Below are 22,676 nucleotides of genomic sequence, written 5' to 3' on the forward strand. Positions count from 1 at the left end.
GTGGGATTGTTCAGGATCTGACCCTGACCTATGCTGACCTACAATAAAATCTGACAGTTCTCGCGGTATATTTTTGATGCTGGGTGCTTCTGCAATATCACCGCTTAGTAATACACCATTGCTGCTGGTGTTAATAATTTCTTGGTAAAGTTTTTTGCGCTCATTAGACAAGTTTGATGTTACTTACTCTGTATAGAAGTTAGCTTTTGCTCGAGTAATTCAATCCGATCATTAGCAATACTTCCGTATTGAGAGAAATGGCCAGGAATGGCGCCTTTAAACGATGGGGAGGTCATGATTTCTCGTAGTGATTTAATCAAGTATTCTTGCAGGGTTGAACCAGCGTTTTTAATTTCATCTACTATTTCAATGCGTCCATCCAACACGGATACAATATCCTCAAAATCATGGCTGGCGTAAAAATCCATTTTGCCTCTTGTTTTAAAGGCTTCAAATTTGGTTGCTAAAAAATAAGGGGCTGTAACAACTCGAATTTCAAGATTGTCAGTCAATGGATAAATGTTTGAGAACTCAATTGCTTGTTTATACCAGCGATTTCCAAATCCTAAAATTGTTTCATCAGTAGGCATTACATCAAGAATGAAATCATCATAAAACCAACGACAAATAACATCTTCCGTTATGGATTTCTTGAAGCCTTGTTTGTTAAGTTTTTTCTCTAACTGGTAGTATTGATTCCTGGAAATAACATCCACGATACAATCAACGTCAAGTGTATAGCGCACGTCCGGTACGAGAGGGTCAGATATAAATAAACCTGTGGTACATCCTCCCAAGAAAACAACATCGTTTCGAATATCACCTAATTTTGTCGCGACAAATTCTAACACTCTTAGATTTGCCAATTTCACATTATTACCCAGCATGATTTAATTTTTCCTTCAAAAGCGCTGCTGCAAGGTTTCGCTCACGCGGACGCCCCGAGCGTATGACATCAATTAGGACAAGCAATTCATGAAAAGCAGCGTCGGGGTTTGCTCGTAGCGTTTTGGATAAATTAGGGTGAATAGGTAATAACGCAACACCTCGCTCTTCTCCCATCGCATCAGGCCAAACGGGAATGGGGTCATTACCTAAGGCGATTTTATCGCGAAAAAGTGGGGCGGCAATTGCTGCGGGTGTACCGCGAGTATATTCACCTAATTTTACAGGGAAGAGGAATTTGATTGAGTGTATTAGAAACTCTTCTGCTGCATGAACATTAGGGAAAAGTTTGCCTTGTTTATCTTTCCTTAATAACCCCGCTTCCTCTAGTCGCTTTATGCCTGCATTAACTTCAGATAGACTAATCCCCAATGCAGCGGATAATTGACGTTGGGATAAGTTACTACCGATATTTGCCAATAGCTTTATTAATACAATGCAATCTTGTGACTTTAACATGGTATTATTCTCAAAATGACACAAATAAATTATATCACAGGCGTTCGCTGTTCGCGAACAGAAGAACATCCAGTTATTGGGATTTAGTTCAATTCCAAGGGTAACACTTAATGAATGGGGCCTAATTGGGGGCCTTTTCAAAAACCACATTTAAATAATTATTTATTATCAATCAATTAGATGGCCAATATTATGGAGTGACCATCACTAAAGGCTATGACAAACCCTAATAAATCAAGAGATTAAAGCGTGTTTTTCCCAAATACGGGGGTATTTTATCAAGCACATAACACTCTAACTCCTAATCAGTAGTTTTTTCTGTATTGTTTTAAGATTGAGTCATGTTACAGAGGGATTAATTGGTTGGTATACTGTCCCTTTTATCATAAAAATGGTAAAACAAATTAAATTATTCGAGACCCAAAGCTAAATAAAGGGGCATCAATTCATGTTTAATGTTTCTATTAGAAAGGCTACTTCTTTGGATGCGGAGGCGATTGCATCAGTACATGTTCATTCTTGGAAAAAAGCTTACCAACAATTTATTCCAGAAATAGTACTTGATAGTTTATCAATTCCTGAGCGTACCCAGCTATGGAATGAACTACTAAATAATGGCGTAACAGTGCTTGCATTGGAAATTGACAATCAAATAATTGGGTTTGCGAGTATTTGTACATTTCGTGATGATATTGAGGATAATTCTAAAGGGGAGATTAGTGCTATTTATATACACCCCAATTTTTGGCATCAAGGATTTGGTAAGAAATTGTCCCTCGCTGCGTTAAAAACCCTGAAAGAATTAGGCTATACTGAAGCTTTGCTTTGGGTTTTATCAGATAATAATCAAGCGCGTAGCTTTTATGAAGGTATAGGCTTTGAATTAAATGATAAATCAAAACTTGAGGAGTTTTACGATGGTGGAGCGTTATTAAAGGAGGTGCTGTATAAAAAGAAATTATAAGCTCAATGTATCATATCTTAATATGATGGGTTTGTGGACTGTGTAAGGAAAAGAGTATAGCTTTTCTATTTGGCTATTAATCGGTTCTAAAACTCTGGTCAAAAATCAAAGTTCTTTTTGCTACATCCAGAATATTCTTACGCAAATATATAAAATAGTCATGCCTATTATTGGAATTATAACAAAACCAAGAAACAGGTGAATCTGTGTCCGGTTCTCTGATGAGGATCTGTAAAATTTTTTGAATTTATTAAAAATTGACATCCAATATACCCTTTCAACTGATTTCATTATATATCTATTTAAATTTCTACTTTTGATGCTAATCAAAATCGCAGGGGATTACCATCCCAGGTACCTGCTGTTTTTAATATTAATGGATTAAACAGGAAGAGCAATTTTTTGGCAAGCGTGGGTTGGGTCGAAACAACCCAACCCACTAACTAGAGCACTAATTCCAGGGGCCATTTGTCCAATGCATAGTAACATTGTTACCATGTTGATCGTAACTGTCCCTTGCAGAGCGTTCTTCCTGTTTACCAAATAAGCTATTAGGATGTTTGGCTGATGTTGTGCTGGTTAATGGGCGACGACCGTCCTCAGTGTAGCTCAATCTGGGATCTTGATCTTCAGGAGCAACATGTTCATTACTGTTTTTTATAGGTTTCATTATTTATCCTCAGGTTAAAAGTTGTTTGGGTGTAAGTTAAAATCAAAAAGCCCGTAAAATATTACAAATGAATAAAATGTGTCTTAATTGTACTGTAAAAAATCAATTTAACTGTGGTTTAAAAAGGACAATTTACGGTTATAAAGGGACAATGTGAGCTTATCCAAAGAAGAGTAGATTGGAGCAAGGTCCCTATTTGAGACGTGAAAGGCTGTTAAATTAACCTAAAGGGGAGCAAGAAAAGTCCTATTATCTGGTGAAATCTTTATATGTGTTCAACCATCTGGAAAATAGCGCTTGGTGATTTGGAATTACTATGGGCGAGCCTCAAGAATAGTTGTTGTATAGGGGAAACAATTCCAATCTTTTTTTACTCCATTGATGATGATACTGATCTCGGAAATTTGCTCTAACCCTCCTTGGAGTCCTGTATTTAAGAAACACACCTTGTCGATACCATCCATTGTAATGAATAAATTGGTAGTGTCAGGGCTGATAGCAACATTTGGAGGCCAATAATAAAGATCATTACTGTACTCTAAAGGAGATGGCAGTCCTTTTACCATGATAGCTGCCCCAAAAGACCCAGTGCAGATCCACATTAATACTAAAAATAGGGTGGGTTTCATAAATACTCATCCTTTTAAATCAATAATATGTTAAAGAGATTGCCTAAAGGCATTCTCTTACATACTCCAATACTATATAGGATAGACTATTATAATGTGGTGCACTTGATTGGAACACCTGAGATGGGATGGATAAGTACAATAAGAGGCAGGTCTAACCTTTTGCCTTAATTCCCTAATCATTTTCCCTAACTCAGATGCCCCATTTTTTATTCAAAATGAAAATAAATATTGTATTTTGCATTTACAAAAAACAAATAAATTTGTATTGTTTGAGATCACCTTGGTTAATAAAATAAATTGTATTTATGAAGCGATACATCTGGTTTCACCCATCCTATGTTTCAGAGTCTGCTGAGGCAACCTTGCTTGGGCAACAAACCAATGCCAAGGATCATGGTTATATTTTATTAAAGGACAAAGAATTAGGACACGTCACAAGGGCAGATCATCTGACAATTATAGGGCATTCCTCATTAGCAACAACCCCATCAGATGATACCGGATTGTATATGCAGGGGGACACAGCAATTGGTCTAATTGATCGATTAACTACTAATGGATTAAAGGAAGCGCCAAAAATATTGAGCCTTGAGTCTTGTCAAGCAGGAATCCCTGGCGGTCTTGCCCAGCAACTGTCACGCTCTCCTTTTTTTAAATACACACTGATTGAAGGGAACCTAAGCGGTGTCGGAAGAAAACCCAGGGAAACGCTGTGGAATTTTCCAACTGATTCCTTAGGTCGCGCCGTATTAAAACCGGATAACAGCCCGTGGATGTTCTATCTGGGTGGCTTTCTGGTCGGGCAACTCATTCATGATACCTATAAAATCAAGGACTTATTTAACACCTTATCTCCCACAGCTTTCCATAAGCATTTCTTTGTCTATTATCAACCAGGGCTTTGCGGAGGTCGAGCTGGACGCTATTGTTTTTTTAACAAGACCACAATAACGTTGGAAAAGGCATCGTGCTTGGCCCATGAAGACCCCGATTCAGCCAGTGCCAAAGCCCTTGAAGTGGTTTTGGAAAAGCTTTATTCACAATCGGTTTAATTCAACATCAACAGGACTTACGAAAAACCCCAATCTCTTTGTTAAAAAATGTTTTTAATTCGGTCATTTAGTTTATCTAATCTCCCTGATTAACAACATTTTTTGCCTTGACCTTGGGGTTTTTCGTAAGTCCTGATCAATAGATTTTTACTCAGATTCTCCCTGGATAATAATTAGCGACAATATGATCTGACATAGGATCATGCAAAATGACTTTTGAGCGAAACCCGGTTAAAATAGGTTACTTATGGCATGGTAAATAGTGCCAATTAACTTCCCCTCATTTTATTAACCAGCTTTCTGGGATGAATTAACAAGGAATGTTCAATGATCACAACAAAAATACATAAAAACTGCTCCGTTTTTCTCTTTTGGAAGTGATCTGACTGGATAATGCGTGGCAGTGCTGAAGCGCATTGTAAAGATAAGAGGAATAACAATCCGAATCTTAACTTAATAAAGGATTTTATAATGTCACAGATTCCAGCATTTGTTATTCGAAATTTAACTAAAACCTATTTAATGGGTGAAGTAGTCATTCATGCTTTACGAAGCATAAATCTTGACCTATATCAGGGAGAGCTGGTCGTATTTTTAGGGCCATCGGGAAGTGGCAAATCAACATTATTGAACATTATTGGAGGGTTAGATGTCCCCTCATCTGGTGAAGTGATTTATAAGGATCATCTCATCACCTCGGCCAGTCAACATGATTTAACTCGCTACCGTCGTGAGCATATAGGATTTGTGTTTCAATTTTATAATCTGATTTCGAATCTTACGGCTTTGGAAAATGTTTCTATTGTCACTGAAATCGCAGATAACCCCATGCGTCCGGAAGATGCAATTAAATTACTTGGTTTAGAACATCGAATGAACCATTTCCCCGCCCAACTATCCGGAGGAGAACAGCAGCGGGTCGCGATAGCTCGAGCAATAGCCAAGAACCCGGATGTCCTCTTGTGCGATGAGCCTACAGGCGCGCTCGATTGTGAGACTGGTAAAATTGTTTTAGCGACACTTGCTTTGGCTAATCAAAAATTAAAAACGACTGTTGTCATTATTACCCATAATATGGTCATAAGCGAGATGGCAGATCGCGTGATCCATATTGCCGATGGTGTCATAAGCAACATATCCAAAAATAAATTCAAACGCAAACCAGAAGAATTAGAATGGTAACAGCATTAAACAAAAAATTGTGGCGTGATGTTATCAAATTAAGAAGTCAAATCATCACAATCGCATTAGTTGTGTGTAGTGGAGTCAGTGTTTTAATTGCATCAGTGAATACGTATGTTTCTTTAAGGAATGCACAACAAGAGTTTTATTCAAAATATCATTTTGCAGATGTATTTGCTTCATTGAAAAGAGCTCCTGACTATTTGGAAAAGCGAATAACAGAAATTTCAGGAGTATCTCGAGTAGAGACCCGAATTGTAAAAGATGTTGTGCTTGATTTGCCTTGGATGCCGGAGCCCGCTGTTGGTCGCTTTATATCTATATCGGATAAAAATAAACCGGGTCTTAATCAATTATTTTTACGTCAGGGAAGATGGCCTGAAAGCAATCGATATGATGAGATACTGGTGAATGAAAGCTTTGCAAACAGCCATGATTTAAAACCAGGTGATGGCATCATTGCCTTATTAAACGGGCACAGAGAGCGGTTAAAAATTGTTGGGATTGCATTATCACCTGAATATGTGTATGCCATTCGGGGGGAGGACCTGCTTCCAGACAACAGGCATTTCGGTATTTTTTGGATGGATAGAAAGGCATTAAGCACCGCCTTTGGGATGCAGGGGGCTTTTAATGACATCAGTATTAAGCTTGCGCCCAATGCATCAGAGCAATTTGTGATGGCTCAATTGGAAAGAATGTTTCATTCTTATGGTTTGACCATTGCCTATTCACGAAAAGATCAGGTGTCTGATCGATTTGTAACCAACGAAATAAAACAGCAAAAAATTATTGCCACTTATATTCCGCCTGTTTTCCTGATGGTGGCAGCGTTTTTATTAAATTTGGTGACAGGACGTTTAATAAGTAAAGAGCGCGAGCAAATAGCAACTCTAAAGGCATTGGGTTATGGTGATTTGGCGATTGCCTACCACTATATAAAAATAATTTTAATTATTATTGTTATTGGGTCGCTTGCTGGGGTGTCATTAGGTGCCTGGTTTGGTAATTTGATGACGGAGCTCTATACTGAGTATTTCAGGTTTCCCAAGTTCTCTTATCTTTTTTCCATTCTGGCTGCTCTCATTGGGATCCTGGTTTGCCTTTTGGCTGCTCTTTTGGGAACATTACGCGCGATTTACCAGGTCATAAATCTCATGCCTGCCGTAGCGATGAAACCGCCTGCCCCTATCGTGTATCGAGCCACTGTGATTGAAAAAATTAAATTTTTTTCAAGACTTCCCAGTAGTGTCAAAATGGTTTATCGATATATTTTGCGCCATTTTTTACGCACTATGTTGACTTGTGTGGGCATTGCCTTGGCAATGGCTATCGTAATACTGGGATTGTTTTGGCAAGATGCGATACGTTATCTCATCAATACCCAATTTATAATGGCACAACGTGAACATGCCCTGGTTAGCTTTAATAATCCCGTTAATAAAATAGCGGTAGCGGAGTTGAATAAAATTATCGGGGTTACGAGCAGTGAAGGTTATCGTATTGTTCCTGCTCGGTTAACTTACCAACATCGAAGTGAGTTATCCTCGCTGTTTGGTATCGCTGAACATGCAAAATTAAAAATTTTATTAGACAAGCATCTTAATCGAATGACTATTCCTGAACAGGGTTTATTAATCAGTGAGGGATTGGCAGAACGATTGCACTTGGCGGTTGGTGACAGGCTTGATATCGAACTTCTGGAAGGGAATAAAGCAAAGACCCAATTGACAGTGCAAGGAATTATAAATGACTACGTAGGAATGTTCGCCTATATAGAAATCAAAGCGCTTAACCGTTTATTAAATGAGGATCGCTTAATCAATGCAGCGGCTATTACAGTAGACACGAAACATGTCAAACATTTATATAAAAAGGTAAAGGAAATACCCAAGATAGCTACTATTACTTTTAAAACATCCATTATTAAAACATTTGAGGAAACTTTCGCGAAACACATCCTTGTGTTTACTACCATTCTTGCGAGTTTTGCCATCATTATAGCTGTGAGTGTAGTTTATAATAATGCGAGCATTACCTTGGCAGAAAGAGCGAGGGAGTTAACTACGTTACAAGTTTTAGGATTTACTCAGGGAGAAGTATCCACATTACTGTTTTTAAATCACATGTTTGAGATAATAATCTCTACCCCTTTAGGATTAATTACCGGGTATTTGTTGTCCTGGTCTATACTGCAATTAATGCAAACCGATTGGTTTAAGATTCCTTTTGTTATAGAAGCTAAAACCTATGTTATTTCGATTATGGTTATATTTTTTTCTAGTTTAATTAGTTTTTATATTATTCAGCGTAAAGCAAGCCATCTGAATTTGACAGCCGTATTAAAGGTAGCAGACTGATGAAGACAATGAACCTGAATTTGAAAAAACTAATAGCGTATTTTCTGGCAATAGTCGTAGTTTTTGGTGTCGTTCTTTGGATCCTTTCTCACCAGGGTATTCCAGTTGAAAGGGCAAAAGTAAAATATGATCATTTCATTCAGTATATTGAAGATGATGCGAAAACACGTGCTATAAAAATATACACTATTGTGTCTCCCCTGTCAGGAGAATTGTTGCGCATTAATTTGACGGAAGGTGATAAAGTAAAAAAAGATGACGTAATTGCCACTATTAAGTCCAAAATCCCGGCTTTGCTAGACATTCGAGCAAAGCAAGAGTTAGAACAGGAATTGGGTACGGCTGAGGCCTTGTATGAACAGGCAAAGGCAGAGTCAATTCGTGCTGAAGCAGCACTGGAGACGGCCAAGTCGGATTTAAAAAGAAAGGAACCGCTGGCAAAAAAAGGATTCGTTTCGGAAACAGAATTGGAACATGCCCAGTTGGAATATCAATTAAGACAGAAAGAGCATAATGCCGCGTTGCGAAAATTACATGCTGCAGAGCATTACATTTTAAAAGTTAAAGCATCGCTTTCAGCAACAGAGGGCAGTGCAACGAGTCCGCAAGACAAGATTGAGGTTCGTTCACCTGTCACTGGCTCGATTTTGAGAGTGATTGAAAAAAGCTCAACTACCGTAGAGCCTGGCACAAAAATTATGGACATTGCCGATGTGGTTGGTCTTGAAGTCGTGGCTGACATATTAAGTGATGATGCGGCAAAAATTCCTCCACATGCAAGAGTCATCATTAAACGATGGGGAGGCCCTTATCCTTTGGAGGGGCGCGTGCGAATTGTTGAGCCAAGCGGTTATACTAAAATATCAGCGCTTGGAGTTGAGGAACAACGAGTCAATGTCATCATTGATATCACGACCCCATATGAATTATGGAAAAATCTTGGCGATGGTTATCGGGTGGATGTAGAAATCATTCTTTTTGAATCGAATCATGCTCTTGTAGTGCCTATGAGTGCTTTATTTCGCGATGGAGAAGATTGGGCTGTTTTTGTCGTCAAAGGGCACAGAGCTTATAAGAAGAAGTTAACTATAAAATACCATAACCCGGATTACGCGGTAATAGAGAGTGGTTTAGAGTTAGGCGATGAGGTCATCCTTTATCCCAGCTCTTTGATTCATGATGAGGTCTTAATTAAATGATGTGTAACTGATAGGTTCCTGATAATTGATGAGATGCCACTGAATCACATTTTTGACAAGGCATGCTATTTCCCTTGGTTGACTAGGGTTCCTTTATTTTGGTTATAGTATACATTTTCTATCGCGAGGCTTGGGGTACAACAATTGGTAAACCAAGAGGAGAAATGTCTAAAGATGCTCCTCTGCTCTTAATGTGAGTATCTCATGTCCATTATCAGTCACTAAAATGGTATGTTCCCATTGTGCTGATAATTTGTGATCTTTTGTGACGACAGTCCAACCATCCCCTAAAGTCTTGATTTCTTTACGACCCAAATTGAGCATCGGTTCAATAGTGAAGGTCATTCCGGCTTGTAAGCGTAATCCGGTATTTGGTTTACCAAAGTGCATAATGTGGGGATCTTCCCACATGGATTTACCAATGCCATGCCCCCCAAACTCTCGTACTATCGAATATCCATGATGTTCTGCGTGATTCTGGATTATGCTTCCTATATCTCCGAGATGAACCCCTGGGCGTACTATTGAAATAGCTTTGTAGAGGCATTCTTGTGTCACTTCTACTAACTTTTTAGCAAATGGTTTTACGTTGCCGACGAGAAACATTTTGCTGGTATCCCCAATATAACCGTCTTTTTGTACAGTGACATCAATATTAATAATGTCACCATTTTTAAGTTTTTTATCGGAGGGGATGCCATGACAGACCACGTGATTTATCGATGTGCAAATGCATGCGGGAAACCCATAGTGGTTTAACGTCGAGGGTATGGCTTTCAAATCCTCGACAATATACTGACGACAAATTTGCTCAAGCTCGTTGGTACTTGCACCTGCAATGACATAGGGTTCTAACATTTCAAGTACAGATGCCGCCAAATGACCGGCAACTCGCATTTTTTCTATTTCTTCAGGCGTCTTCACTAACATCGTATATTTCACCTAGTGAAGCTTGATGGACTAAAATTTTAAGAATGTCAGTATAGGTAATGGAGGGATTTTCTTCCGCCAATTTTCCTATTCTAATCCAATATTCTGCTTGTGAATTAATTGACCGACTCATGGCTCTTGCCATCAGTTTGGTCGCTTCGTGCAACTCGTCTGAAATTTTTACTATGCCCATATTCCCCCTCCAAAAATACATAATATAGCGATTTAATATAAAATAATACATTTTAATATAAAATATATTTTTTGTGGGAAATAAATAAATCGATCAGTAGATTAGAGTCAGGCTTCCTCTTTTCCTTGGCGAGAACAAGGGGGAGATTACAAATGAAAAAAAAGACTCTGGATATTTATGTTGATTGTAATAATAATTTTCTCTGGACTTTATAGAGAATCAATGCACTGGCAACTGCTGGAATGATTGCCAAGAATGCAAAACCAAAAAATATATAGGAGAGCAATAATTCAACGAATGGTGAAATGAAAACAAGCAAGAATTCAGGGAATTTCCATACGATGAGTCCGCGAATAAAATCATCCAATATGAATAACATCAATAAAGAGACGTTTCCCACATAGAGCCCAAAAATAAAATAAGGATAAGGTTGATCTGAAAAAGTCTTGTATTTAAAAACAAATAACAAAGCGGTGGCAATAAATGAAGAGAAAAATAATAAAGCACCGCTGAGATCTGATTTTGGCGAGGCAAACAGCATACGCACTGAATCATCATAGCCAAAAATCAGGAGGCATGAAATAATACCAAAAAGCCAATAAATCCCCTGATATAAAATAAACAATTTAAATTGTTTAACGGTTTTTTCTTTCATAACCAATTCCAATCAAGTTATTTTAAACGGAATTTCTGTCTTTGGCATTTTAACACGATTCTTGGCGGCATTGATTAGTAAGGAAAAATGAAAGACCTGCCTCTTCTTGCTTGCTAAGACGAAGTTTTAATATGCGGAGTTTTACAATCCAAACCATTATTTTGCTATTTTTATGGTTTATTTGCGTTATAATAAATCAAAAGCTTGATGAGATTTACCAATGAATTTGAAAGCAGAAGTTTTTTTAAACCAAAATTGTGCGGAAATGATGATAAAGAAAGCTGCTCAGTTGATTTTAGGCAGTGATCTTGATTTTGAATACACTCATGTCCAAGATATCCAAATTGATCTGGGACCCGCTTTTATGTTCAGTCCAGACGAAGAAAAAACACTATGGGTAAGTGGGAATAATCAGGAGTCGTTGGAAAAAGATCTCGCTACTCTTAATAAAAGCGGTGTTTATTTTTTCCGTACTGGCACTCAAGGAGGAGCTGGTCATTGGCAAACCCTTTACTATGAGGCTACAAAATCAGGTTGGGTTAGTTATTCCTCTCAATCAAATCACTTTCAGGTTACCGACAGCAATGGAAAGTTAACAGCCAGTGGTCACGGATTACTTGTCCCCCATGCAAAATGGGGAAAGGAAAATGGAAATTATGCGTATTTACTCGTAAATGCAAGTGCGCAAAACATCATTCATGCAGCGAATTTCGTATATACCTTTAGAACTCAGAGTGAGGATGCTGCAATACAATATTGTGCGCTCAACCAGGCGCTTCATCCAGAAATAAAGAGAACAGCGATAACCAAAGCTCAAACACAAACGAGGGCAACGCCAGAGATTCATTGTCCACGGGGAAATTTATCTCGCGAGAGGCTTAAAAATATCTACAGTAGGCATCCAGCCTTGTTACATGTCATCAACCGCCTGGAAGCAGGAAGTAAAAGTTACAATCCTTACTGGATGGGTAGTGAAGCGAAGCTAAATAAAATTTTTAAGGCACTTGAACATTGTTATCAAAAAGGTCTTGATGTCGATAATGAATTAAACAATAGCCACAGCGAATTATCAAAAGCAATTAATATACGTCGCCTCCCATCGCTTTTTAGTTTTTGGAGTGGAAAAAACGAATCCCCTGTAGAATCAAGAAAGATAATTGATGAAAACAGGATTTACAGGCCTAAATAATTTGGGAGGGTGCGAATAGGGCAGGATTTGGTCTCTCATGTTGTTGATTTTGTAAAAGGACATAACAGTTAACTGTCATTTAATCATAAAGGTGAACGGATGAATAACTCAGATGGACAATCAATGACAAGAATTGATGAAATGGTACCTGACATCTATCGCATCAGTACTTCAATATCGCAAGAGGTAGTTCCTGGTGGATTCTCGTTTAATCAATATTTAATCGTTGATAAGAAGCCTTTGCTATTTCATACAGGCCCTTTACAACTTTTTCCTGCCATCAGCCAGGCTGTAGCAAAGCTAATACCTGTAAAATCTTTATGCTTTATTGCTTTTTCACATTTTGAGGCAGATGAATGTGGTTCGTTAAATGAATGGTTGAAAGTGGCTCCTAATGCTGTTCCTCTGTGTGGACAAATCGCTGCGATGCTTTCAATTAATGATATAGCGATTCGTAGCCCTAAAGTCATGAGTGATCTGGAACAAGTTTCTTTGGGCAAACATAACGTACAATGGTTGGATGCACCGCATTTACCTCATGGGTGGGATTGTGGATTTTTGTTTGAAACCACTAGCAAAACACTATTTTGCGGCGATTTATTTACCCAGCCTGGGGCAGATCATAAGCCTGTAACAGAAGAGGATATTCTGGAAAGCAGTGAAATAATGCGGCAAACAATGGATTACTACGCCCACGGAAGCAACCAGCGCCAGTTATTTGAAAAATTAGCAAACACACACCCCAAGGTATTAGCCTGTATGCATGGGAGCGCTTGGAAAGGAAATGGGTTTCAGTTGATTAATGCCCTGGCTGATAGAGTCTGTGGTGACGTCTGATGGATCCGTACACTCGAGTTAAGCAGATCAGAGTCAGGATTTTCCCTTTTCCTTGGCGAAAATAAGGGGGCAAGTTTTATAAAGCCCCGAGCTTTTATGCTTCGATTACTCATGATGTATTCGAGTCATTATTTATTGACCGATAATTTTTACTAGGACTCTTTTATCTCGGCGGCCGTCAAATTCACCATAGAATATTTGCTCCCATGGGCCAAAATCCAGTCTTCCTTCTGTAATAGCGACAACCACTTCTCGCCCCATGATTTGGCGTTTGATATGAGCATCAGCATTATCCTCACCAGTGTCATTATGGCGGTATTGCCCAATGGGTTCATGAGGTGCTATTTGCTCAAGCCATTTTTTATAATCTTGATGCAAGCCGCTTTCATCATCATTGATGAATACGGAAGCAGTGATATGCATGGCATTGACTAATATTATACCCTCTTGAATACTACTTTCCTTTAAGCATTCAATGACTTTATCTGTGATATTAATAAATCCCATACGCTCTGGGATATTAAACCATAGTTCTTTTCGGTATGTTTTCATGTTTTGATAATGATTTGGCAATAAATCAATATTTGGCAAACATATAGCATTCCTGGCTCTATTTCAAATGGATGACAATTTAAATTTAATCTTTATTAGAGAAATCATCCGGGAAGTCATGGGATGCGGAGAGAGCAACCCATTGAGGCATTTTGGGCTTATGGTAAAAATGTAAATGCTTATGAGATTAACGTATTATAGTTATTAGTGATTTGCAAAACCCAGATAGCACAAGATTAGGTAGAGTTCGCGCTTATAAATCAGGGTTAGATCTTTCCACTCTGAATCAAAACTTTGATTGTTCTTTGACTGCTTTTCTAATATATTAAATTTCAGGATAGCTTGGCAAATTCAAGTGTATTTATCGAACCGAGTCATCTCTGCAATTCAGGTATCTAGTGGACTAGTCTTATATCATTCCAGCATGGATTCCCATCTGCATGGGAATGGCATAATTTGGTAAAAAGTCTCGCAAATTGATTTTGTAGTTTCAAGAAAGGGAAGAGAAATGATTGGTAAAATAAAGATTGCTGTATTAGGTTTGGGAATAAGCCTGGGCTGCTTCGCTGGGGAGATGGGTACTATTCAAAAAAGTGGTTTTTACCTGCAAGCGATGCTGGACTACAATTGGTTTCATTATAACCATGCTTATACTGCTTCTTTTTTTGGACCGCAAAATATTACGGCACTTGAAGCGTCTATCGATGATCAATGGGGTTATGGCCTTGGTTTGGGTTATCGTTTTAATGATTATTTGCGGACAGCGATAACCGCGCAGGCACGGCCAGATGTTAACTTTGCTGTAACCGATGATGCTCCTGAAACAGCAACAGGACATTTTGATAACTACACTTATATGCTCAATGCCTATTTATCTCACCCTAATTTTTCCGTTATGAATTTCAGCCCTTATATTATGGCTGGTGCAGGGGTTGCCTATAACAAAACAACGAACATTTACTGGCCGGCGGCTGCTCAGACAGAGTTCGCTGACAAAGTCACAAAATTTGCCTGGCAGGTTGGTATTGGAAGTCTCTATGCCCTCAGTGACTCTTTGTTAATAGATATCAATTATAATCTTATTTCAATTGGCGAAGTGAGGAATTCAGGTCAGTATAATGCTATTGCAGCCAATAATACTCCAGCTTCAGGTGCGCCAACAAAATTTACCAAGGTGTATAGCAATCAAGCTGAAATTGGTATTCATTATAAATTTAATGCTTAGCAATGCGTAAATTGAAAGATATAGTCAATAAGCTCATTTGGCAGGATATGTTGATTAACACGAACGTGCTCAAGATCATGTTTGATAATGTCATTTCGACAAGAGGCACACAGGGCAGAAAAAAGCTCTCCCAGGATTGGGGCCTTGCTCATTGAATGGGTCAGATAATTTAGCATATAAATTTTAAAATTAAAGGGGAGGTTTTCAACATAGGGAAGTATGAGTTTTAGAGTGTTTTCATCTTTCAATAACATAGTTTGTGCTAATTCAGTGACTGTTGTAATTTTTAATTTTTTGGGCATTGTTTCTATTAAATCCGCCAAGATAAAAATTTTATTTTGATTACTACTTAATTTGACTTCTTTAATGAAATCCTTTGCAAAAGTCCTATATTCTTTTTTAGGAATATATTCACCTAATAGTACAACTGATTTCATTATCCAATATTGGAGATTACTACGAAAGCCAATCAAGTCTAAGGTTGTCTCTTCAAATAAATCAAAGACTGACATTAAATGACCAACTAAACTCGCAGCTCTTTCCGGAAAAGAAAGGCTTAACTTTGCCATTATAAATAACTCGAATCCAAAATTATCCACGGTTGGTGCGCGAGTCGCTTTCTCCTTATCAATTTCTCTGAATAAGTTATATGTATTTGTATACGTTGGGTGGTTGTTTTTATAGATATAGGCAACATAACGCCTATTTGCATTATATAACCCAATAGTTTGATTAAGGAATTTAAATTTCCAGTGTTTTGGAATGAGTGAAGTTAAATTTGAGAGAGCAGAAAGCGCCGCCGAATTTTCTTCCTTGTCTGGACTTGAAATACACAAAGAAAGACACGTTAATAATTCCTCTTGTTGGTTTTCAATATTGGATAGATCATCAATATTGGCCAACATTTTTAATGCTGTTATGGTGCTTTCTTGATTATCATTTCTTAATTTACTGATGATCAATTCGGCTAATTTTTTTTGTTCTTTGGCAGTGAGGCGCTTCCATTCAGAAGTAAGTAGTATTAGTGCACTATCATTGTAATTGATTATAAAATTTTTTATTAATAATGAAATCTTAACTGCGTCATTGGTAGGGCAAAGATTGCGTAGTTTTAACAGAATTCTTGCTGGGTAGAATATTTTTTGATTTGTGCCAATCCTATAAAAATACAGTTGCCTGTTTAAAGGCTCAGAAAGCATTGAAATAATATCGCCATAATGACTTTGATTGATATGGACCAATATCTTATCAAGAACTTTCAAGGCCATGTTGTCATAAGTATTATCTTCACTGGAAGGCAGGCTGTTCTTTCGACTGACAATTTTTTTCAAATATTGAATAACTAGTTTTTGATTCTTTTCCTCCATAAATGGAAAGTAAGCCTTGATCAATATGCAGGCTTGATAGATGGAGTCTCGTCTTTTACTTTTAGTCAATGAGATTATTTTCTCAATGACTGCCTTCATAGATTTCGATGGTAATAATTTAGGGAAAGAAGCAAGTAAACTAGCATTTTCATCACTCATTTTAGAGTAGAGTGATTTGATAAAATCTTGCGGTAAATTAGTTAACAAACCTTTTGTTGCCAGCTTAATTAATAATTGTTGCTGATGACCTGGAATGCCTTGAAATTTGTCAGTTTTTGAGCGAGTCTGCTGGTCAGAAGCACCAAAAACTTGAGTATTTAAATAATGATCCAGGAAATTTGTTAACTTTAACTTAATTTTAACTGGTTCAGATAAATGAACTTGATGAATTTCATAGACTGAAAAAAATCCGGATAATAGCAGAATCAAGTTTTCATTGGCAGTTTGAGCAAGATGTTTGTTCAGCAAGGCAGTAAGTGAAAGAATAAAGTTTTTATTTCCATTATGTTGAGTATCTCTTATTAATTGGACAAGTAAGTAACCAAACTTACTGCTGTCATCTAGGTCAAGGGAGGAAATACAATCGTCAATAAGTTTTATAAAAATGTCTGTGCACTCAATGAGCCCATCAATATTATATTGAGCGATTTTTCCAATATAATAGGATTGGTCATGATTAATTTCGGACCCTTTCTTTTTGCGGGTTTTTGAATGTTTTAATAATGCTTTCTTTATCTTTTGTGTACTTATCACTAACTCACCAATTGATTTATTTTAAATCAGTTTAAAAATTTTTTTACCATTGCATTCCAGCTCAGATCTCTCATCAATAAACTTGATGTAAACAAATAGAGGGCAGGTTTTTCTCTTTTCCTTAGCGAAAATAAGGGGAGTATAAGAAAACGGGAAAGCCCTAAGACTCTTGATTCCGTAATATTCTTCATTGAACCCTCCTTCCGATAAGGTTGGGTAACTTTACCATATTGTCGCATCTGGTAGCTTGGGTAGACGGAAGTATGAGTCTTATATCATTGCTTGCTAAAAAGGTTAATAAATATTCGAAATAAATTGGGAAGTTGGGTTAAATATGGCTATATTTGTTAGTATGTGAATACTATCAGAATATCCAAACTCTGGATAAGTAGTTAATCAAATTAATTTCAGGGCAAGAAAAAGGATTTATAAACAGATTTGCAAGTTTTTTGTTAGCATCTCAATCAAGATAAACAAGGAAAGCATAATGTCCAAGACCATTTATTTTTTCAGTAATAACTTGAAACTGGAAGGAAAACTGGAAGAACCAACAGGTCAATGCCTTGGTTATGTATTATTTGCCCATTGTTTTACCTGTGGTAAAGATATAGCTGCTGCAAGCAGAATTGCCAGTGCTTTAGTCTTAAATGGATTTGCGGTATTACGGTTTGATTTTACAGGCTTGGGGCGCAGCGAAGGTTCCTTTTCGGAAACAAATTTTTCTTCAAATGTTGAAGATTTAGTTGCTGCTGCTGATTATTTAAGGACACATTATCAAGCTCCTGTTCTGCTGATAGGCCATAGTCTTGGCGGCGCGGCTGTGCTGCTTGCGGCCAGGAAAATTACTGAAGTAAAAGCAATAGCCACTATTGGCGCGCCTGCCAGCGCTCATCATGTGAAACACCATTTTTCTGCTGATTTAAGTAAAATAGAATCTGATGGCGAAGCTCAAGTTACCCTGGGTCCACGCTCATTCACTATTAAAAAACAATTTCTACAAGATATTGACAGATACCAGGAAACGATTAAAAGCGACGCTGGTAAAGCCTTACTCATTATGCACTCTCCCATAGATAAAGTGGTATCCATTAAAGAAGCCGAAAAAATCTATAAAGCCGCCCAACATCCAAAAAGCTTTATCAGTCTTGATAAGGCTGACCATTTGTTAAGTAACAAAAGAGACTCACAATACGCCGCAGAGGTTATTGCCGCCTGGGCTAGCCGTTATTTAGCTCCTTCATCAGAGGATAAAAGGGCCGAGTAGGGGCAGATTTCTCCTTTTTCCTTAAGGGAGAATCATTGAGCGTACTAAGTAAAAGTGAAGCCTTGCCCCTTTATCTCGGAGCAAGGCTGGACCTACACTTCCTAAAATGCAGAATTAATCATTTGTTTTCGCTTCCCCAGTATTGGGGTCGATATGTAGCTCTTTTTTTTCATGGCTAGCTGTTTCACCTTTTATTTTATAAATACCCTCATCAAACTCAATTTCAATGATTTTGAATTTACCATCATCTTCAATTTTTTTGGTAATATCTATGATTGAATATTTCGGCTGTGGATGTTCTTGTTTTTTTAAGATCTTGCCAGTAGCTGGATCAAGGTGAATTTCAAACTTAACCCCTTGCTCATTGCTGCCCTCAACGGTCAAAATACCATCGTCAATTTCAGCATCATGAATGTTTTTATACCCTTGGTCAGACAACTGTTGAAGAATAGTACTTAATTTTACAGTAGAAGTTTCCTCAGGTTTTGTTACTTCAGCCATGACAATAGGGGTGACCAATAATCCTGAAAATAAAATCATGGGTTTAAGGTAATGTTTAATAGTTAGCATCCTGCTTATCTCCTATTGGTAGTGTGGTGTTCAAAGTCAAATAAATCGTTAAAAAAAATCTTTTGAAGAAAATTTGTTTTAGGTTTAACTATAGTCATTTGAGCCTTGGAATGCAAAATCACTTTGATTTGACAATGGATTTCAGAGTTCACGGTGCTTGCTTTTTATTAATTATCTAAAATTTTGATTTCATTTTGTTGAATATAAAATATGCGGCGGCCGAAATGGCACCTGAAATAATCCCTGTAAAGAAATCTACTCCTATAGACATAATTGACGACAGGTTTTCTGTGTAATGATGAATGGCAGCTATTTGATGAGTAATAATACCCCCGCCTACTAAAAACATGGCAATTGTTCCGGCCACGCTTAAAATTTTCATAAGTACTGGCGCTGCGCCAATCAAAAGAATTCCAATTTGTTTAAGCAGGCGCTTTTTTTCACGTAAAATGAAGCCCAGATCATCCAATTTCACAATGCACGCCACCAAACCATAAACACCAATGGTCATAATTAATGAAATCAAAGTCAATACCGCTATTTGGTTAACCAAGGATGTAGCAGCAACCGTGCCTAATGTGATGACAATAATTTCAGCTGATAATACAAAATCCGTCCGTACAGCACCACGAATTTTTTCTTTTTCAAATTGGTGCATATCGATGGTTTGTAAATCCAGTTTCTTTTTTGCAGCCTCATTTTTTTTATGGAAAATTTTTTCTACAATTTTTTCAAAACCTTCAAAACACAAATACAATCCACCCAAAATCAATAGGATACCTACCAGTACAGAAGCGAAAAAATTTATTAAAATCGCTAATGGAATTAATATTAATTTATTAATAGCAGAGCCCTTGGCCACTGCTCCTATGACAGGCAATTCTCTGCTCGCATGAATGCCTATTATTTGCTCGGCGTTGAGTGCCAAGTCGTCACCCAATACACCTGCTGTTTTTTTAGTTGCTACTTTAGTCATGGCAGCTATGTCATCCAGTGCCGTTGCAATATCATCAATCAGTGTTAATAAACTTGTTCCTGCCATATTGAAACTGACCTTAATTTATTGATTCCTTTAAATAGTAAAGCAAATTCAAAGCATTGCAAAAACATCTCTTATCTCCTTTTCGAAGATTAGAACCTGATAATATAAAAAATAAGATCATTTCAATGATCGTATCCTGATTTCCAGAGTTCTAATTTTGGATGCATCGCTCACAAGTTAATGTTTTATCTCTTACCCCAAATGGGGTAGAAGCCTGGAAAAATGCTAACTGTTTTAAAATCACCAATTATCCGCTCAAAGGAACTAGTATTTTGATGTAATTAAAATGATAAGTGCTTAATGCGCTTATTATTCAATATCATGGGATTGAGGGTTTTTTCTTAATGTCTTGAGTTGGCTCTGCCTTGATTTTTCATCCAACATTTTTTGTTTGGATCTTCTTGAACGTCGCCTCTTCTGGCGTTTTATCTTTTCAATTCTTTGTTGTGTTTTTGTTTTTTCATCGCTAAATATTGCCTGTAATTTCTCGCAAAGTCGTTGTCTTGCAAAATAGCGGTTGTCTTCACGACTCCTGGATTCCTGACATTTTATTTCCATGCCGGTAGGCAGATGTTTCAAGTAGACTGTTGATGCTGTTTTATGTAGTTTTTGCCCACCCTTACCACTGCCTAGTATAAATTTTTCGGTGAGATCTGTTTCATAGATATGAAGATTGCTCATCTTCTCTGTCAATATCTCCCATTTCTCTTTGCTAATCATGAAGTTTCTTTATTATCCATAAAAAAATGCCTTTAAATCATTATAATAGCTGAATTTTAGCAAAATAATTTTCCTTTGTTCACATAGGGCAGTCCTTTGAATAAGCACTTAAATTCTCTTCTTCTTCCTTCGAGTTTTGTTGAGCAGTGTTTTGACTGGGTTCGGCAAAAAATTGAAAAGCACGGCGATGTGCATATTGTTTCTCGGCTTTTGTGTCACTTTCAATAAAATAATCCACCAGATCATGGGCGAGGGAGGTTAATGCAGCAAACATAAGGATTACAGCTAAAATTTCAATAAATGCCACAGGTTTTTTGGTTATGAAAATTAAAAATACATACGCCGAAGGGATACTGATAGATAGCAATTCCTCGAATAACTTAGCTAGAGAACTTGCTGCAATTCTTGCCGACATAATCTGGGCTATCTCTTGACGATGTTTTATTTTATCAAGACGAAGTAATGTATTCGTTATTTCTTCAGTATCTGTCAGGTGTAGAATTAAATCACGCCAACCACAATTGGTTTGTGAAAGAGCAAGTTTTGATCTGGCGTCAAGAAACTTAAGAAGTATTAACTTAATTTCCGGAGGTAAATTTTGGAGTCCAATCTCGGTGGAGTCATATTTTGCTTTCATGGTTTATAGCCTAAATAATTTACTTTCTGAAAAAAATTAAAATTTATTTTAGGCAATATTGGTTTTTGTCAAAAATGATTTATTTGTATATGAACTATATAAAATAGTTATATGTGGCTGTCATAAAGCGATGGGTGATCAGATAGAGTTATTTGATTTTTAAATGATTTGTCAGACTGCCCGCGTACCTCGGTTTGTCCCTGTCTCTTGATCACAGCCCTACCGACGCCCCGTGGACAAGTCACAGAACGTTGAAGATCAGTACAGTAATGGGTTTTCAGAGATGTGTAGAAGATTCAGGTCTGGTCCGAGGTATCAAGACCGCTTTATGGATACCGCTGATAAGCAGCGGTACGTAGAGAGTCTGTCGTAGAGAATTTGTCACTTAAAATTTAAATGACTCTAATTACGCTTGCTTAGATTTTCACAACAGGATTTTGACCATCACATAAGACACCTATAGATAAATTGGGTAGATTAGCTTCTCTAAATAAACCTGGATGAGGAAAAATCGCTTTTATTTTGAGCAAAAATGGATAAAATGCCTGATTTACAATAAATTGGGTTATCTAATGACAACACTTTACATAAAAAATTTAAGATTTAATGAAGTAGCAGTCTGTCGTGCCTTATTTGACGCCGCTGAAAAGACTGAAGAAGGAATAAAAACAAAGAGATATGGCATTCAAATGACGGCTGATATGCCTGGCTTATGGTCTCCTCTTACTAATTATGACATTGAGAATGATCTCAGAATGGCAAGAATTCATCGCAATGGAAGAATGAGGGAAATTGGATATTTGACCGTTAATCTTGTATTTCAATTTGATAGCGTGGATGTTACAGAGTATGAAACAAAATATGGTATTTCAGCAAAAGACGTTTTAGAAAAAGCTGGATTTACCTGCAGTAACGATGCAGCAGGTTATTATGAACCGGTTTCAACCTCCACAAGATACTTAGGCCAAGAAACCAAGTCAGAAAAACCAACCCAAACAAGTATTATCAATACCTCATTTTTTTCTCTAAAGAGTGTGGATACAGATAAGAGATTTACCAAATCGACAAAACCAGGAATATTATACGAAGCAAGATCCTACGGCAAAATCGATGATGATACTTTGAAAAGCTATGGTTTTATTGACGGACAATGGGAAAGGCAGAAAGACGGTATCGAAAATATAGTGATAATTAAAAAACTCACCGATAGTATTTCTCCGAGATTAGCCGTTTTGGATGAAGCAGTTGATTATATTCCATCCCCTTCTTAACGTTTATC

General features: G+C 37.4%; 22 protein-coding genes and 1 pseudogene. 10 read left to right on the forward strand and 13 right to left on the reverse strand.

From position 1 onward, the window contains the following. Window positions 1-179: 179 nt before the first annotated feature. A complete protein-coding gene (locus tag EL201_RS15775) occupies window positions 180-887 on the reverse strand; it encodes a hypothetical protein (RefSeq protein WP_231955112.1) in 708 nt (235 codons plus the stop codon). Then, on the reverse strand, window positions 877-1,404 hold the full coding sequence (locus tag EL201_RS00850; RefSeq protein WP_027223263.1) for a winged helix-turn-helix domain-containing protein: 528 nt from the start codon (window positions 1,402-1,404) through the stop codon (window positions 877-879). Before EL201_RS00850 ends, EL201_RS15775 begins: the two co-directional genes overlap by 11 nt. Window positions 1,405-1,852: 448 nt before the next feature. On the opposite strand from EL201_RS00850, the gene EL201_RS00855 reads away from it, so the two are divergent. Next, complete coding sequence (locus EL201_RS00855; protein WP_027223264.1) at window positions 1,853-2,368, forward strand: GNAT family N-acetyltransferase; 516 nt, start codon at window positions 1,853-1,855, stop codon at window positions 2,366-2,368. Window positions 2,369-2,819: 451 nt separating this feature from the next. On the opposite strand, the gene EL201_RS00860 is transcribed toward EL201_RS00855, so the two are convergent. Both EL201_RS00860 and EL201_RS00865 read right to left on the reverse strand, forming a co-directional pair. Continuing rightward, entirely contained in the window at window positions 2,820-3,038 is a 219-nt protein-coding gene (locus EL201_RS00860) for a hypothetical protein (RefSeq protein WP_027223265.1), read from the reverse strand. A 314-nt stretch (window positions 3,039-3,352) separates the two neighbouring features. Next, window positions 3,353-3,667 (reverse strand): hypothetical protein, encoded by a 315-nt coding sequence (locus tag EL201_RS00865; protein ID WP_027223266.1) that lies wholly within the window; start codon window positions 3,665-3,667, stop codon window positions 3,353-3,355. A 308-nt stretch (window positions 3,668-3,975) separates the two neighbouring features. On the opposite strand from EL201_RS00865, the gene EL201_RS00870 reads away from it, so the two are divergent. The 4 genes from EL201_RS00870 (at window position 3,976) to EL201_RS00885 (ending at window position 9,463) form a co-directional block, all read left to right on the forward strand. Continuing rightward, window positions 3,976-4,722: a hypothetical protein gene (locus EL201_RS00870; protein WP_027223267.1), complete on the forward strand. Its 747-nt coding sequence runs from the start codon at window positions 3,976-3,978 to the stop codon at window positions 4,720-4,722. A 471-nt stretch (window positions 4,723-5,193) separates the two neighbouring features. Then, window positions 5,194-5,904: an ABC transporter ATP-binding protein gene (locus tag EL201_RS00875; protein ID WP_027223268.1), complete on the forward strand. Its 711-nt coding sequence runs from the start codon at window positions 5,194-5,196 to the stop codon at window positions 5,902-5,904. Then, window positions 5,898-8,264, forward strand: coding sequence for an ABC transporter permease (locus EL201_RS00880; protein WP_027223269.1), 2,367 nt, complete (start codon window positions 5,898-5,900; stop codon window positions 8,262-8,264). Before EL201_RS00875 ends, EL201_RS00880 begins: the two co-directional genes overlap by 7 nt. Then, window positions 8,264-9,463: an efflux RND transporter periplasmic adaptor subunit gene (locus EL201_RS00885; protein WP_027223270.1), complete on the forward strand. Its 1,200-nt coding sequence runs from the start codon at window positions 8,264-8,266 to the stop codon at window positions 9,461-9,463. Before EL201_RS00880 ends, EL201_RS00885 begins: the two co-directional genes overlap by 1 nt. 168 nt (window positions 9,464-9,631) lie before the next feature. On the opposite strand, the gene map is transcribed toward EL201_RS00885, so the two are convergent. From map to EL201_RS00900, 3 genes are all read right to left on the reverse strand, one after another. After that, the gene (map, locus tag EL201_RS00890) at window positions 9,632-10,393 is read right to left on the reverse strand and encodes a type I methionyl aminopeptidase (protein WP_027223271.1); all 762 of its coding nucleotides are present in this window, start codon (window positions 10,391-10,393) and stop codon (window positions 9,632-9,634) included. Further along, window positions 10,374-10,586 (reverse strand): ParD-like family protein, encoded by a 213-nt coding sequence (locus EL201_RS00895; RefSeq protein WP_010945919.1) that lies wholly within the window; start codon window positions 10,584-10,586, stop codon window positions 10,374-10,376. Before EL201_RS00895 ends, map begins: the two co-directional genes overlap by 20 nt. 175 nt (window positions 10,587-10,761) lie before the next feature. Further along, a complete protein-coding gene (locus EL201_RS00900; protein WP_027223272.1) occupies window positions 10,762-11,241 on the reverse strand; it encodes a hypothetical protein in 480 nt (159 codons plus the stop codon). 220 nt (window positions 11,242-11,461) lie between these two features. On the opposite strand from EL201_RS00900, the pseudogene ravD reads away from it, so the two are divergent. Both ravD and EL201_RS00910 read left to right on the forward strand, forming a co-directional pair. Continuing rightward, a pseudogene (gene ravD / locus EL201_RS00905) lies at window positions 11,462-12,449 on the forward strand (Dot/Icm T4SS effector deubiquitinase RavD). 80 nt (window positions 12,450-12,529) lie between these two features. Then, the gene (locus EL201_RS00910; protein WP_027223274.1) at window positions 12,530-13,267 is read left to right on the forward strand and encodes an FprA family A-type flavoprotein; all 738 of its coding nucleotides are present in this window, start codon (window positions 12,530-12,532) and stop codon (window positions 13,265-13,267) included. Window positions 13,268-13,399: 132 nt separating this feature from the next. Here EL201_RS00910 and EL201_RS00915 read toward each other — a convergent pair whose 3' ends face one another. Then, on the reverse strand, window positions 13,400-13,819 hold the full coding sequence (locus EL201_RS00915; RefSeq protein ID WP_027223275.1) for a secondary thiamine-phosphate synthase enzyme YjbQ: 420 nt from the start codon (window positions 13,817-13,819) through the stop codon (window positions 13,400-13,402). 508 nt (window positions 13,820-14,327) lie between these two features. Here EL201_RS00915 and EL201_RS00920 point away from each other — a divergent pair. Further along, on the forward strand, window positions 14,328-15,044 hold the full coding sequence (locus EL201_RS00920; protein WP_027223276.1) for an outer membrane protein: 717 nt from the start codon (window positions 14,328-14,330) through the stop codon (window positions 15,042-15,044). On the opposite strand, the gene EL201_RS00925 is transcribed toward EL201_RS00920, so the two are convergent. Next, window positions 15,041-17,164, reverse strand: a complete 2,124-nt coding sequence (locus tag EL201_RS00925) for a hypothetical protein (RefSeq protein WP_027223277.1) — start codon at window positions 17,162-17,164, stop codon at window positions 15,041-15,043. The two genes, EL201_RS00920 and EL201_RS00925, sit on opposite strands and share 4 nt — an antisense overlap. A gap of 487 nt (window positions 17,165-17,651) precedes the next feature. Between EL201_RS00925 and EL201_RS00930 the strand changes: the two genes are divergently transcribed. Beyond that, window positions 17,652-18,428 carry an alpha/beta hydrolase family protein gene (locus tag EL201_RS00930; RefSeq protein WP_027223278.1) on the forward strand — a complete coding sequence of 259 codons (777 nt, stop codon included), beginning with the start codon at window positions 17,652-17,654 and terminating at the stop codon, window positions 18,426-18,428. Window positions 18,429-18,542: 114 nt separating this feature from the next. Here the strand turns inward: EL201_RS00930 and EL201_RS00935 are convergent, their stop codons facing one another. From EL201_RS00935 to EL201_RS00950, 4 genes are all read right to left on the reverse strand, one after another. Then, window positions 18,543-18,998, reverse strand: coding sequence for a PepSY domain-containing protein (locus tag EL201_RS00935; RefSeq protein WP_027223279.1), 456 nt, complete (start codon window positions 18,996-18,998; stop codon window positions 18,543-18,545). Between the two features lie 175 nt (window positions 18,999-19,173). Continuing rightward, window positions 19,174-20,040, reverse strand: coding sequence for a DUF808 domain-containing protein (locus tag EL201_RS00940; RefSeq protein WP_027223280.1), 867 nt, complete (start codon window positions 20,038-20,040; stop codon window positions 19,174-19,176). A 309-nt stretch (window positions 20,041-20,349) separates the two neighbouring features. Then, window positions 20,350-20,760, reverse strand: coding sequence for a peptide chain release factor family protein (locus EL201_RS00945; protein WP_027223281.1), 411 nt, complete (start codon window positions 20,758-20,760; stop codon window positions 20,350-20,352). Between the two features lie 79 nt (window positions 20,761-20,839). Continuing rightward, window positions 20,840-21,397: an F-box protein gene (locus EL201_RS00950; RefSeq protein WP_027223282.1), complete on the reverse strand. Its 558-nt coding sequence runs from the start codon at window positions 21,395-21,397 to the stop codon at window positions 20,840-20,842. A gap of 545 nt (window positions 21,398-21,942) precedes the next feature. Here EL201_RS00950 and EL201_RS00955 point away from each other — a divergent pair. Further along, complete coding sequence (locus tag EL201_RS00955; RefSeq protein ID WP_080273271.1) at window positions 21,943-22,668, forward strand: hypothetical protein; 726 nt, start codon at window positions 21,943-21,945, stop codon at window positions 22,666-22,668. Window positions 22,669-22,676: the final 8 nt, after the last annotated feature.

Source organism: Legionella pneumophila subsp. pascullei, assembly GCF_900637585.1.
GTDB lineage: Bacteria > Pseudomonadota > Gammaproteobacteria > Legionellales > Legionellaceae > Legionella > Legionella pascullei.